The organism is Flavobacterium sp. M31R6 (genome assembly GCF_013284035.1).
Classification (GTDB): domain Bacteria; phylum Bacteroidota; class Bacteroidia; order Flavobacteriales; family Flavobacteriaceae; genus Flavobacterium.
Genome location: NZ_CP054141.1, coordinates 3,508,508 through 3,523,391, shown reverse-complemented (window position 1 = coordinate 3,523,391; position 14,884 = coordinate 3,508,508). Strand labels below are relative to the sequence as shown.

Below are 14,884 nucleotides of genomic sequence, written 5' to 3'. Positions count from 1 at the left end.
TTATACGCTATGTACGTGAGGCTGATGATGATTGTCACCAGAATTGTTGTGATGTAATTTTCCATTTTTGTTTTCGTAGTTATGAGTTACAGCTACTGGTTTTCCAGTAACTTTTTCTTGTAAATATTGGAATACGATGAATAAAACAGGGATGATCAACAACCCTAGAATTACTCCCGAAACCATTCCTCCGGCGGCACCAATACTGATGGAGTGGTTACCTTGAGCCGATGGACCTGTGGCGTACATCATTGGAATTAATCCAACAACGAAAGCCAGCGATGTCATGATAATTGGACGCAAACGCAGTTTGGCTGCATCTATCGAAGCTTTGACTAATGGCTGTCCTGATTTTCTTTTTTGGACAGCAAACTCTACAATCAGAATCGCATTCTTGGCGAGCAGACCAATAAGCATTACCAAGGCAACCTGCACATAAATGTTATTTTCGATTCCGGTCAAGCCAATCGCTACAAATACTCCAAAGATTCCAGCTGGAATAGAGAAAATTACTGCCAAAGGCAAAATGTAGCTTTCATACTGTGCTGCAAGCAGGAAGTAAATAAATATCAGACACAATAGAAAAATCGTAGTTGATTGTCCTCCCGAAGAAATCTCTTCGCGGGTTTGCCCTGAGAATTCATAACTGTAGCCTGCGGGTAATTGCTGCGCTGCAACTTCCTCGATTGCTTTAATCGCATCTCCAGAACTAAATCCAGGTTTCGGAATCGCATTCACCGAAATTGAATTAAACAAATTGTATCTCGAAGCTGTTTCAGAACCATAAATACGGCTTAGTTTTACCAGAGTATTTATTGGAACCATTTCGCCGTTTTTGTTTTTTACAAATACACGGTCGATAGCCGTTGGGTCTGCTCTGTCGGCAATATCTGCTTGGACAACCACTCGGTAATATTTCCCAAATCGGTTAAAGTCGGATGCTTGTGCACTACCAAAATACGCCTGCATAGTCTGCAGAATATCTTTGACTTTTACACCCAATTGATCGGCTTTCTCGTCATTGATGTCCAATTGCAATTGAGGATAATCAGCTTTGAAACTGGTAAAAGCAACAGCAATTTCTGGGCGTTTCATTAATTCACCAATGAAGTTTTGAGAAATACCGCTAAACTTATCTAGCTTGCCACCCGTTTTGTCCTGTAATACTAAATCCAAAGCTTCAACATTACTAAAACCGGGAACAGTTGGGAAACTGAATACAAAGAAACTACCATCTGAAATCGCGCCTAATTTGCCACGAACCTGATTCATTATTTCATCAATATTTTTAATGCTGCCACGTTCTTCATTTGGTTTAAGCAATACAAAAACAACTGCCGATGACGGACTTGTAGAATTTGTCAATAAATTGAAACCTGAAATCGCAGTTACAAATCGTGAAGATTCCAAACCTCTTAAAGTATTTTCGGCTTTAGTCATTACTTTTTGAGTTCCGTCTAAAGAAGTTCCCGAAGGAGTGTTCACTGCAATGGCAATAAATCCTTGATCTTCTGTTGGAATAAATCCTGAAGGAGTCGTTTTTACCATTACAATTGTTGCAATTGTAATTAGAGCTAATCCGCCTAAACTAACCCATTTGTTACGAATTAAGAATTTTAATCCGCCAACGTAACGATTTGTTAATGAATCAAAACTATTGTTGAATCCAGTAAAGAATTTCTCTTTAAATCCTTTTTTCTCATAAGGAGTATCTCCGTTAGCGTGATTGTCTTTTAAGAACAAAGCGGCTAGGGCAGGGCTCAATGTCAAAGCATTAACTGCTGAAATTACAATTGCAATTGCCATAGTGAAAGCAAACTGACGATAGAAAACCCCAGTTGAACCTTCCATAAAACCGACAGGCAGAAATACCGCTGCCATTACCAGCGTAATCGAGATAATCGCACCGGTAATTTCGTGCATCGCTTCGTGTGTTGCTATTTTTGGAGACAAATGTTTGTGTTCCATTTTTGCATGTACGGCTTCGACGACGACAATGGCATCATCGACCACAATACCAATGGCCAAGATTAAAGCGAAAAGCGTTAAAAGATTGATCGAAAATCCGAATAACTGCATAAAGAAGAACGTTCCTAAAATAGCCACAGGTACTGCAATTGCTGGAATTAAAGTCGATCTAAAATCCTGAAGGAAGATAAATACAACGATAAATACCAATATAAAAGCTTCAAGTAAAGTATGCTCCACCTGCTCAATAGACTGATCTAGAGAAACTTTTGTGCTGTAGAAAATATTGTGTTTTATTCCGGCAGGAAAATCTTTGGAGGCTTTAACCATCAATTTGTTAATCGCAATCTGAATATCATTCGAATTAGAACCCGCCAGCTGAATAACACCAATAACGATTCCTTTTTTACCATTCAAACGTGTTAAACTGTTGTAGGAGTAGGCGCCAAGTTCAACTCTTGCGACATCTTTTAATCGAAGTATGGAACCATCAGAATTGGAACGTATGGCAATATTTTGATAATCTTCGGGTTTGGATAGTTTTCCTTTGTATTTAATCACATATTCGAAAACTTCGGTACTTCTTTCTCCAAATTTACCCGGAGCAGCTTCCAAACTTTTGTCCTGAATCGCTGCCATAACTTCATTTGGCGTCACATTATGAGTGGACATTTGTGTTGGATTCAGCCAAACTCTCATAGAGTAATCTTTTACACCTCCAAAAATACTGGCAGCACCAACTCCCGGAATACGCTTAATTTCAGGGATAATATTAATCTGTGCATAATTGGCAACAAAAGTCTGATCGTATTTGGACTCATCTTCGGTAAACATACCGATCGCCATGATAAAACTGTTTTGCTGTTTGGCAGTGATAACTCCCTGCTGAACCACTTCTGCAGGCAATTGGCTTGTAGCCTGAGCAACTCGGTTCTGAACGTTTACCGCAGCCTGATCGGCATCGGTACCCAATTTAAAGAAAACGGTAATGGCTAACGTACCATCATTACTGGCGGTGGAGCTCATATAAGTCATATTCTCCACACCATTTATGGATTCTTCAAGCGATGGCGCAACAGATCGCAACACCGTCTCTGCGTTGGCTCCCGGATAAACCGCCGTGACCAGAACCGAGGGAGGAGCAATGTCAGGAAACTGTTGTAAAGGCAATTTCGTAAGACCAAGTATTCCTAATATCACCAGTAAAATGGAGATAACGGTTGCCAGTACGGGTCTTTGTATAAATATTTTGAACATCTGTAAAAATTATTTTTTGTTAATGATTTGAGCAAGTTTAGTTGCTGATTTCTCAGGTTGAATTAGTTGTCCTTCCTGAAGTTTGTCGATACCGCTTAATACAATTTGATCGCCTGTTTTTACACCGTCTTTGATGAGGTAGTTTGCACCACTTTTACCGATAACAGTAATTGGCATTTTGGTAACCTTGTTTTCTTTGCTTACCGTAAAGACAAAAACTTTATCCTGCATTTCTATTGTAGCCGATTGCGGTACCAAAATCGCATCGTCATGCTCCATTCCTAAACGAACTTTCCCTGTGTTTCCAGAACGTAATGTTTTGTTAGGATTGGAGAATTTTGCTCTAACGGTAATAGCACCAGTTGTTTTGTCAAACTGTCCATCGACCATATCGATTTTTCCAGTTTGCGGATAATCGCTGTTATCAGCTAATATCAAAGTTACTGGAGGAAGATTTTTGATTTTGTCACCAATGCTGTTTCCGGCATATTTTGATTTAAATTGGATGAAGTCAGTTTCACTCAACGAAAAATAAGCATACACTTCTTGAACATCCGAAAGAGTTGTTAATGCCTCAACATCTGTTGCAGCAACCAAGCTCCCTTGTTTTTTTGGCAATCTTCCAATGTAGCCATTTACGGGAGCAGTAATATTGGTGTATCCTAAATTGATTTTTGCTGATGCGGCAATTGCTTTCGCCTGTTCGATATTGGCAGCGGCAATTTTTTGGGAAGCTTTAGCCGATTTCAATTGATAATCAGAAACGACTTTGTTTTGAACCAACGGCGTTAGTTTATCAACTTCAAGTTGTGCGTTGATATATGACGCTTCGGCAGCATGAAGACTGGCCAAAGCAGTATTTAATTGCTCGCGGTAAGGGCGTTCGTTTATTTTGAATAGAGTCTGTCCTTTGGTTACATAAGCACCTTCATCGACCAAAACGCGATCTAAGTTACCGCTTACCTGAGGACGAATTTCAACATCCACAGTTCCTTGTATGGCGGCAGGATATTCGGCATCAGTGGTAGTGGTTTCGGTAGTGACTGCCATAACGGGCAGGAGGGGAGCGGGCGCAGCGGCAGGTGCCTGCGATTTATCAGAACAGCTGATTAAAAATACAGCCATTAAACTTAAAAAGATGATTTTTTTCATGATTAGCGTTAGTTTTAAATTTGTCTTAAATATGGTAGTTGTTTTTGAAATAAACGTTTCAGAATTCATGGTGTTTTTTATTTAAAGGTTAGTAATTGGCTGTAGTCATAATTTTGAAACAATCGTTTCAGAATCAATGCTGTAATTTAAAAATTTGTAGGCGCCATTGTGTATTGTTTTCTGAAATAAACGTTTCAGAAAGTAGATAAAAAAAAGGGCTTATTTAAATATATTTTTAATCAGGAATTCTGACATTTTTTTGATTTTGATAGGATTTCCATGAAGGATATACGATTGCTTCCATCCAGTAAAAGAAGTCGCAATGTACTCAGCCATTAATGAAGCATCTTCTGTATCGTCCATTTCGCCATCATCCATAGCTTTTTGAACTATTGTTGCCATAAATTCGATGAAAACTTCATTGTTTTTACTCATCTGGTTTCGGACAGTGGAATCATCTGGAGCAATTTCGAAAATCGTTTTCATACCCAGACAACCTTTGTCGCAGGATACAACCCAATCAGCCTTATCAGTAATAATTTTAATCAGTGCAGCTTTGGCTGATGTTTCTTTAGCCACTTTTTCTTTTATTTCCAGCATAGCATTATCGAAATAATTGCCAATGCATTTCATAAATAATTGATGCTTGTCGCCAATGGTGTTGTATAAACTGCTTCTGTTGATCTGCATAGCATCCACTAAGTCCTGCATAGAAGTAGCATTATATCCTTTTTCCCAAAAGACATTCATTGCTTTTTCAATTTTTTCGACCTCGTTAAATTCTACACATCGAGCCATAAGACTTCATTATTATTTTGCAAATGTAAAACTATTTTTGAAACAAGCGTTTCAGAATCAATATTTTTTTAATTTTTTTTCAAAAGAGCCATTTTTTGCATCTGCCTTAATTCAAATTTGTATTCCATTTATTGTAGATTTTGGGGAAGATTTTTATGATTTTTAGGAGCAGAAAATCTATTTTAATAAACATATTCAGTCCCGCTGTCCGCTACAATCTTGTAAGCCGAACCCCGGCTTACAAGGATTTTCACTTCCATCGGGGCTAAACGAGAAATTTAGTTTTTCATAAGGAGATTTTTAAATATAAAAAACTGATAATTATGCAACAATAAAAGTTTTGGTTGAAACTATATTATTTTGTTTTAGATTAATTTTATAATAGTTATTTTAAAAACAACGATTATGAAAAAGAGAGACAATCAACTTGATAAGAGAAAAAAAAATCAAAGTTTAGCTGAAATTGCCGAGCAAGGTTTTATGGTAAGAAACGGTCACAACCCAAACAACCCAAATCCGTTGGAAGACCCTACTTCCAATGAAACAAATGATAATTTAAACACAGATTTAGATTTAGAAGATGACGAGTTTGACGCTGATGGAAATTTGAAAATTGTGAATGATGAACTTGATAATCCTTCCGATTCAAATCGTCATAAATAACTATAAATTAACAAACCAATTTTTTTTTCAAAATTGAATTTGTATGGATTGTTTTGCTTTTTTTTTATTTTGTAATGTGTTGAATTCTAAAGACAATCACGGAAAAAGTCGGGATACTTTTATTACGTTTATGATTTTTTAAGAACTTTTTAAGAAACACAAAGTCAGAGACATTTGCCGAGCATACATGTTTTCATAGAACTCTTCGGGGAGCGGGGTGTTTTATTTAGATGCTTTAGACTTCTTAATATTCAAAGCTTTCTGTTTTATCCATTGAATTGAAATATCAAAAGGTTCTGTAATATTGCCAGAAGAAGTATTATGTCCTAATGTTGAAAACAAGGTGTATTCGAAAGGTTTGCCTTGAACTTTAAATGTATTTAATTGTTCTATACACAACTTTACCGGAATTTGGATGTCTTTCTCACCAAAAAGCCAAAGCCCTGGAATTGAAAGAGTATTCAAGGAAATTTTTGGGTCAGTAGCTGTAAATTGATATCTGTCTGGGTCATTTTTAGTATGGTCAAGAGCATCTGATTCTGTATGGTTTTCCCAAAAATTATTGTTTCCATTAGTGTAAAACTGAAATCGAAGTTGTTCTAGGGTTGTAATTGTAGGGCAACTAAATAAAACCATAAACTCTATTTTAGGATTTTTGCTTGCAGCAATTGGGATTATCCATCCTGCCTGACTGAAGCCAACTAATCCAATAGGTATTTTTTTATCTTTCAAATAGGTTCGAAATGTATTTACTGCTATACTTGCATCTTGAGATAATAAATTAAGATTAGTAGTGTCAATATTATTCGTGCCAACAGAAGGTCCTACATATACACCACCAGATTCTCCAACTCCACGTTTATCATAGGTCAGTACAGCAATACCTTCTTTGGCAAGGCGTTTAGCGAACTCCATTTCTCTTTTTACAGGGTCAGAACCATGAACAATTACAACTGCTGCAACTGTTTTTTTAGGTGTTAAAATTGAGCCTGCAAGAGTGATGCCACCACTTTCAAACGTTACATCTTGAATGGTAAAGTCTGTTGATTGAGAAAATACCATATCTGGTAAAATTAGAATTGATAACCATAGAAGTAAATTATAGAAAAAGTTACTATTCATTTTAGTTTAATATAAAAATTGTTTTTGAATGACTCTGCGTGTTAGTTGCTGCCAAATTTCTCGCACTTCTAGAGGTTTACAAGTTATGAAAACGAGTATTTTCGGCTAATCGAAAGTACGATAAAAACTATAAACTAACAAACCAAAATTTTTTTGCAAAATTGAATTTGTATTGATTGTTTTACTTTTTTTCAATTTTGTAATGTGTTGAATTCTAAAGACAATTACGGAAAAAGGCGGGAGGCTTTTAATAGATTTACCTTTTACAAGAACATTGAAAAAAGTTCGAAGTCGGGAGACTTCGAAGAGCGAGAAAACTTTTATAAGTTTTCAGAAGGATTTTTATAGAGTAAAGCATCTTTTAAATCGCAAAAGCCCTAGCCCTGATAGAAGGGTAAATCCTTTTGTGCCGGGGTTCGGCACAAAAGATTGAAACGGATAGCAGGAATAAGCTCCTAAAAAAAGTGCCATAAAACCTAAGTCTTACAGCACTTTTTAAACAAATTAACAATTATAGATTTATTCCTTTACATCATCGCCATCCTTAATTTCTTCATTTGCTTTACTGAGTAAAACATCATTTTGTTGCAATGAATCACTGAAAACTTCAATTTTATCATCAACTTCAAGTCCAAGGCTTACATTGATGCGTTGTGCTTTTTTGTTGACTACTTTTATCAAAAAGATTCCTTCTGCAGTATTCACAACAGCCGATTTAGGAACAACAAAAGTTTCTTTTTTGCTGTTAAGCGGTAGGATCACTTCGGCAACCATTCCGGGAAGTAATTTTTCATCAGAATTGATTACATCCAGTTCGACACGTTCCGAGCGTAGTTTGAGGTCCAGTGCTCCAGACATTCTGCTGATTTTAGCTTTGAATGTTTCGCCACGTAAAGACACTACATTAAACCCAATCATATCACCCACTTTTAGGTAACCTGTGTACGCTTCAGGCACAGATAACGATAGACGAAGTTTCTTTTGGTCCTGCACAGTCAGCAACGGAATTTGGGCTCCTTGTCCCACATACGCGCCAGTGTTTACATTTCGTGCAGTTACTTTACCGTCAAAAGGAGCTCGTATCTGTAAATAGTCTTGAATCGATTTGATTTCTTTGTGTCCAGCACGGGCAGCGGCTAATTGCGCAAAGTCTGAATTCTTTTTGGACAAAGCCAGTTCCAAGTCATTTTTGGAAATTGTTCCTTCGACCTTGCTTGTTTCAAGTAATCGTTGGTAGGTGCTGTTGCTGGCTGTATAGACTGCTTCTTGCGAATGCAGGCGAGATTCAGAAGCCGATAATTGCGAACTGATTTCGGGTGCTTCCAGTTCAATAAGCAATTGTCCTTTTTTTACATCGGAGCCAATATCTACTTTGAGTGTTTTTACATAACTGTTCACTTTAGCATATAAATCCACTTGGCTAAAACCGGATAACTCGGCCGGTAAACGCAAGTCGGTGGTCAGTTTTGATTTTGCCAAAGAGAAGGTTTCCATTTTAGGTTCCAATTCGGCAACAGGCTCTTCTTTTTTATTCGAATTGCAACTGCTTAGAATAAATAGTGCTACAAAAAATAGCGCGGTCGGTTGTAATATTTTAGTGTTCATTTTATTATTTTAGTGATGATATATAATGCTCGCTTTCTTCGTCTTCAGGGTCCAAAGAGATCGATTTTATGGATGTTTTTTCTTGAGCCCAGGCAAAAATTAAAGGCAAAATCAGCAATACTGTAAAGGTCGAAAATAATAATCCACCAATTACGGCTCTTCCTAATGGAGAAACTTGATCGCCTCCTTCGCCATGACCAATCGCCATAGGTAACATTCCCGCAATCATGGCCACAGAGGTCATAATAATAGGGCGAAGTCGTAAAGCAGCGGCTTCCCGAGCCGATTCTAATGCGTTACCATTGCGTTTTCGTAATTGTTCAGCATTGGTGACCAGCAAAACGGCATTGGCAATCGAAACCCCAACCGACATGATGATTCCCATGTACGATTGTAAGTTTAGAGTTGAACCAGTAATCGTTAGCATTAATAAGGCTCCCAGAACTACAGCCGGAACGGTTGTCAAAATAACAGCAGAAACTTTGAACGATTGAAAATTGGCGGCAAGCATTAAGAAAATGACAAATACGGCAACTAATAATCCGAGTTGTAAACTGCTTAATGTTTCGTTTAATACTTTGGTCATACCAATTGGTTCGATAAACAAACCACGAGGCAATTCCCCTAATGAACTTATCGTTGCCGCCACATCTTTAGTCGCTTTCCCTAAGTCGGTTTTATAGGTATTTGCAGTAACGGTGATGTAAGGCATCGCTCCTAAATTGTCATTCTCACCACTTACAACTGTAGGTGTGATTGTAGCCACATCACTCAAAATAGGACGAAGCGAATTTTTTAACAGCGGAATTTCATCGATGTCATTTTTGCTTTTCATTTGGTTCAAAGGCACTTGCACCTGAACGTTATACGACAAGCCCGCTTTTTCATCAATCCAAGTATTTTTTTCGGTATATCTTGAAGAAGATGTCGAAGCGACCAATGAGCGTGAAATATCATTCATGTCAACACCCAATTCGGCTGCACGTTTTCTGTCGATGTTAATATTCATTGCAGGATAATGAATTGGCTGTCCAATTTGCACATCTCTGAAATAGGATATTTTCTTTAGTTTTTCGACTATCTGATTAGCGTACAATTCATTTCTTTTTTTGTCTTTTCCTGCAATTCGAACTTCAATTGGAGTAGGGGAGCCTTGGCTCAATACTTTGTCTGTAAGCTCGATTGGTTCAAACGAGATTTTTACATCAGGCAGAATCTTTTTAATTCGGGTTCTAAACGCATCTTTAAAATCCTCCATATCGGTTTCATAATCTTTCAAACTGACTTGAAAAACGGCCTCATGCGGACCAGCCATAAATAAATAAATTGGGTTAATAGAGAACAAAGATGGATGTTGACCCACATAAACCGATGAAATCCCAACGTGTTCTTTGCCCACCATTTTGTTTAATTCTTTCAATACCAAAACCACTTTTTCTTCTGTACGTTCCAATCGTGTTCCGTCTGCAGCGCGCAATCTAAGCTGAAACTGGCTCGAATTTACTTTTGGGAAAACATCTTTTCCAATAAAAGTAATGAAGACCATGGCAAGAAGTGTAATTCCGATAAGATACCCGAAAGTAGCCGCTTTTTTGTATGGGAAAAGACGGTCCAGCGTTTTCATGAATCGAATTCTGAATCTTTCAAAATGACTTATTTTATGGTCATTATTAAAATCATCTCTTTCAACCATAACCTTTTTTTGACTGATGATATCTTTTTCGGATTCCGGTGTTAATCCGCAAGCATTAAACTCGGCTTCATCATCTGTAATATTTGAGGTGTGTTCCATTTTTGGATGATCTTTCATCAACCAATTGGCCATAACCGGCACAAAAGTTTGTGATAATAAAAATGAAAATACCATCGAAAAACCAATCGCTAACGCCAAAGGCAAAAACAAAGCTCCTGGGATTCCTACCATCGTAAAGGCAGGGGCAAAAACGGCCAAAATACAAAGCAGAATCAGCAGTTTTGGCAGCGCAATTTCTTTACAGGCGTCCCAAATGGCGAGTGCCTTGGGTTTTCCCATATCGAGGTGTTGGTGAATATTTTCTATGGTTACCGTACTTTCATCCACCAAAATTCCGATAGCCAAAGCCAGCCCGCTCAATGACATTAAATTGATGGTTTGTCCAAATAATTTCAAGAATAAAACTCCCGAAATGATGGAAATCGGAATCGTTAATATCACAATTATGGCAGCTCTTCTGTCCCCAAGAAACAATAAAACCATTAACCCAGTTAACACCGCTCCGATAATTCCTTCGGTAATTAAACTTTTTACCGAATTGATTACATAAACGGATTGGTCAAATTCATAAGACAATTTAACATCTTCGGGTAATGTGCTTTGAATTTTTGGTAATTCGGATTTTAGTTTTTTAACCACATCCCAAGTTGAAGCATCGCCCGCTTTGGCAATACTGATGTAAACAGAACGTTTTCCGTTGACCAAAGCATAACCTGCCGTGATATCAGCACCATCTTTTACGGTAGCCACATCTCCTAAAGTCAGGTTTTGAACTCCGCCTTTAAACAACGGAATTTTTTCAAAATCCTTAACTTCTTTAATTGTATTGTTTGTGGGCGTGATATAGTTTTTATCGCCAATTCGCACGTTTCCGGAAGGAGCGGTAAGGTTGTTTAGTCGTATCGCTTCCACAATTTGGTCAGGTGTCATATTGTGGGAACGCAACAAATTAGGATTAACATTTACTTCTATTGTTCTCGGGCTTCCGCCAAAGGGAGCTGGCGATAATAAACCGGGAATAGAAGTAAAGGAAGCGCGAACATATACATTTGCCATATCCTGTAATTCATTGTTGGACCTGATTTTACTGCTCAGAACTAATTGTCCAATCGGTAATGAAGAGGCGTCAAAACGAATGATAAAAGGCGGTTGTGTTCCGGGAGGAAACGCCGCTTGAATTCTATTGGAAAGTGCACCCAATTCGGCAGCAGCTTGTGCCATATTGGTGTTTTCATAATAGGTCAATTTCATAATCATCAAACCTTGGATATTCTTGGTCTCCACTGATTTTATACCATTGGCAAAAGGAAGGATATTCACATAGGTTTTTCCAAAATAAGCTTCCATTTGGTCAGGAGTATATCCTCCAAACGGATGGGCAATATAAATTACCGGAAGGTTCATTTTGGGTAGGATATCCACTTTGATATCTTGTATGGCACCTATTCCAAAAAAGAATAAGCCTGCTACCAATACCATTATCGAGATGGGTTTGCGGAGTGCAAATCGTATTAAATTCATCAGGATCTTTTATTAAAATTCATTTATAAATAAGTCAAAATTGCCAATTGCGGCTACTTTCAGCAAATACGATTGCCAAACATTATTGTTGACGATGTCACGGTCAATTTCGGCACGATTGAGGATAAACAGCGTTTGTGTCAAATCGGTCAAATCGGTTAAACCATTTTTGTATAAAGTTGATTTTTGCAAATAGGCTTGAGCTGCTGCTTTTACCTGAATAGGGGCTTCTGCATAATTGTCAAGCGTGATTTTTATTTTATCATCAGCCAAAGTCAATTGTGATTTTAGTTCACGATCAGCTTGGTTGTATTCTTCCTGTAAACCTTGCGAAACAAATTTTTGGGCACTCACTTGTTTGCTCGTTCTAAACGGAGTTGTCAAATTCCAGCTAATTCCGATTCCAACCAAATAATTGGAACGGTCAGGATTCACACCATCCAAATAATTTCTGCTGAAAGAATTTCTATCCAATGCATAATCATTATTAAACCCGGAAGCTCGTGTTTGCAAAACACCAAAAGCGCTCATCGTTGGATAGTAAAATCGTTTGTATAATTTAACCTGTTGATTGCTGTAGTCAATCTTTGTTTTGTAGAATTGAAGCAATGGATGTAAACTGTCGCTGGCTTTTTCATCCATTATGATGTTTTTTGGAATTCGATTCACAAAAACGGTATCGGTGATGATGTCCTGAGGAGTAATCCCCATCAAATCGACCAATTTATTGTTTTGTTCCTTTACCAAATTTTTAGCCAGATTTAAGGCAATTTTGGCTTTAGAAACCTCGGCTGTCGCCAAAGTGGAATCAACTCCGGCAAGTAAACCGTTTTTGACTCTTGCAACAGCATTCTTCCTGAAAACTTCGGTACGACTTAAATTCTTTTGCTGTGAGATCAATAATCTTTGGCTGGCCAATAAATTCAGATAGGCCGAAGAAATTTTAATCTCTTGCTGAAATCGCTCTTGCTGCAGGTCATTTTCACGGCTCTGAACATCAATTTTAGCCAGATTGATTTTTTCTTGGGTTTTCCCAAAAGTAAAAAAGTCCCAATTCACGTTGGCCAAATACAAAGCACCAAAAGCGGCGTTCCAGTTTTGTTCTGCCAATGTTGGGCCGGAAGAAGCGGTTCCTAAACCATTAAATCCATATAAAGGGCCATTTTGCCCATTGATAGTTCCGTAATCCTGCTGGGCAGATAGATTAAGGTTGGGTAAATAATCGCGACGAGTTTGTTTAAGTGTCTCTCGCGAAGCATTGGCGTAATTGTTTTTTGCTTTGATAGAGCCAAAGTTTTCAAGACCCGTTTTTATGGCTTCTTTCAAAGACAAGGTCTGTGAATAACTCACGGAGGCAAAAATCAAGAAAAACAATAAAGTGATTTTTTTAAAACACATAAAATTCAAAATATAATTAGTGGCACAAAATTATTTCACTTGCAGGGAAATACCCTTTCTTAAATGATGTAATACGATTATAAATGACCAATTCAATTGGTCATTTATTAGAAATAAAAACGAAATATTAGTGGTTAATTTGCAACCTATTTAAGTATTTATAATGAATAAAAAATTTGATAATTTAATGGACAACAAATGGTGGCAAGAAATTGCCGTTGTTGGTTTTTCATTGACGATTTATACTTTAAAGAACGATTGGATGTTATTTAGTTCTTTGGCATCTATTTTAATGGGTATTTCTTTCTATCTCATTTTGTACATGCACGCCCAATTCAATCGTTTTTTTCTGCTTCCAGTACTATTTAAGGGGCAAAGACCATTAACTTATTTGTCTCTAACTTTATTGGGAGTATTAGTATTTTCGGTTCTTTTATTTGAAATGTCTACTTTGGATATTTTCAGTAAAAGTCATTTGTATCAAAACTCGCATCAAAGAAGCTATTTGTATCAATTGGCGAGTGTTTTAGGGACATTGGTTTGTATTTTGAGTCCGATAATTGTTTTTAAATTTTATAGAATTCACAAAAAACAAACGGACGAAGCTTTACTGTTCAATCAAATGCAGTTGAATGCTCTTAAAGGGCAATTAAATCCTCATTTTTTATTCAACACATTCAATACACTTTACGGAATCAGCTTAGAATTTCCCGAAAGAACCTCCGATTTGATTATGAAAGTATCGCAATTAATGCGCTATCAGCTCGAAAGCAACAGCAAACAATGTGTCTCGCTTGAGGACGAACTTGATTTTATAAATAGTTACGTGCAACTGGAGAAAGAACGTGTAGGTTACCGTTGCGATATTACGTACGATTGCAAAATTGACAATGAAAATGCCTATAAAGTGTCACCGATGTTACTGATCGCTTTTATCGAAAATGCTTTCAAACACGGGACTTGTGCCATAGAAAAATGTTTTGTCCGAATCATAATTACTGTTGAAAACGGTTTACTGCATTTGCATGTCGTGAATTCAATTCCGAAGAAAACTGATGTGGTTTCGACTAAAATTGGTTTAAAAAACACTATAGAACGTTTAAATTTAATTTACGGTAAAGACTATAAATTAGATATTCAAGATGACAAAAATACGTATATTGTAGATTTGAAATTACAACTCAAAAAGACATTATAATGAAAGAACTCAAAAAGTGTATTATTGTTGATGATGAGCCGGCAGCACATTATGTTTTGGCGAATTATATCAGACAAAATCCACAATTAGAGTTGGTGTTTCAAGGTTATAATGGTATTGAAGCCATGGATTATCTTCGTGAAAACAAAGTCGATTTGATGTTTCTGGATATCAATATGCCAGAAATTTCAGGAATGGAATTGCTGAAAATACTTCCTTCACATCCCAAGACCATTTTAACTACTGCTTATTCTGAATTTGCTCTCGAAAGTTATGATTATGGCGTTATTGATTATTTGTTAAAACCCATTTATTTCCCCCGTTTTTTAAAGGCAATAGATCGTTTCTTTTCAACTGAAAACGCAATTAAAGTTGAAGAAGAAATAATTAATTCAGTTAGTGTAAAAGTCGATGGCTATTTTATTGACATCGAATTGGACCAGCTTTTG

Annotated in this window: 9 protein-coding genes and 1 pseudogene; 3 read left to right on the top strand and 7 right to left on the bottom strand. The window is 37.1% G+C overall.

The features are described 5' to 3' along the window. The 3 genes from HQN62_RS14475 to HQN62_RS14465 form a co-directional block, all read right to left on the bottom strand. Complete coding sequence (locus tag HQN62_RS14475) at window positions 1–3,225, bottom strand: efflux RND transporter permease subunit (protein ID WP_254454445.1); 3,225 nt, start codon at window positions 3,223–3,225, stop codon at window positions 1–3. Between the two features lie 9 nt (window positions 3,226–3,234). Further along, entirely contained in the window at window positions 3,235–4,377 is a 1,143-nt protein-coding gene (locus HQN62_RS14470) for an efflux RND transporter periplasmic adaptor subunit (RefSeq protein ID WP_173504913.1), read from the bottom strand. A gap of 219 nt (window positions 4,378–4,596) precedes the next feature. Continuing rightward, window positions 4,597–5,175 (bottom strand): TetR/AcrR family transcriptional regulator, encoded by a 579-nt coding sequence (locus HQN62_RS14465; RefSeq protein WP_116797749.1) that lies wholly within the window; start codon window positions 5,173–5,175, stop codon window positions 4,597–4,599. Between the two features lie 405 nt (window positions 5,176–5,580). On the opposite strand from HQN62_RS14465, the gene HQN62_RS14460 reads away from it, so the two are divergent. Beyond that, on the top strand, window positions 5,581–5,838 hold the full coding sequence (locus HQN62_RS14460; protein ID WP_173504912.1) for a hypothetical protein: 258 nt from the start codon (window positions 5,581–5,583) through the stop codon (window positions 5,836–5,838). A 222-nt stretch (window positions 5,839–6,060) separates the two neighbouring features. On the opposite strand, the gene HQN62_RS14455 is transcribed toward HQN62_RS14460, so the two are convergent. From HQN62_RS14455 to HQN62_RS14440, 4 genes are all read right to left on the bottom strand, one after another. Beyond that, window positions 6,061–6,960, bottom strand: a complete 900-nt coding sequence (locus tag HQN62_RS14455; protein ID WP_173504911.1) for an alpha/beta hydrolase family protein — start codon at window positions 6,958–6,960, stop codon at window positions 6,061–6,063. A 519-nt stretch (window positions 6,961–7,479) separates the two neighbouring features. Next, entirely contained in the window at window positions 7,480–8,565 is a 1,086-nt protein-coding gene (locus HQN62_RS14450) for an efflux RND transporter periplasmic adaptor subunit (protein ID WP_173504910.1), read from the bottom strand. Window positions 8,566–8,569: 4 nt separating this feature from the next. Further along, complete coding sequence (locus HQN62_RS14445) at window positions 8,570–11,839, bottom strand: efflux RND transporter permease subunit (protein WP_173504909.1); 3,270 nt, start codon at window positions 11,837–11,839, stop codon at window positions 8,570–8,572. A 12-nt stretch (window positions 11,840–11,851) separates the two neighbouring features. After that, window positions 11,852–13,237: a TolC family protein gene (locus HQN62_RS14440; protein ID WP_173504908.1), complete on the bottom strand. Its 1,386-nt coding sequence runs from the start codon at window positions 13,235–13,237 to the stop codon at window positions 11,852–11,854. Between the two features lie 163 nt (window positions 13,238–13,400). Between HQN62_RS14440 and HQN62_RS14435 the strand changes: the two genes are divergently transcribed. Together HQN62_RS14435 and HQN62_RS19140 are read left to right on the top strand one after the other, a co-directional pair. Continuing rightward, the gene (locus HQN62_RS14435) at window positions 13,401–14,435 is read left to right on the top strand and encodes a sensor histidine kinase (protein WP_173504907.1); all 1,035 of its coding nucleotides are present in this window, start codon (window positions 13,401–13,403) and stop codon (window positions 14,433–14,435) included. Next, window positions 14,435–14,713: pseudogene (locus HQN62_RS19140) on the top strand (LytR/AlgR family response regulator transcription factor); the annotation flags it as partial. The gene HQN62_RS14435 and the pseudogene HQN62_RS19140, both read left to right, overlap by 1 nt. Window positions 14,714–14,884 lie beyond the last annotated feature (171 nt).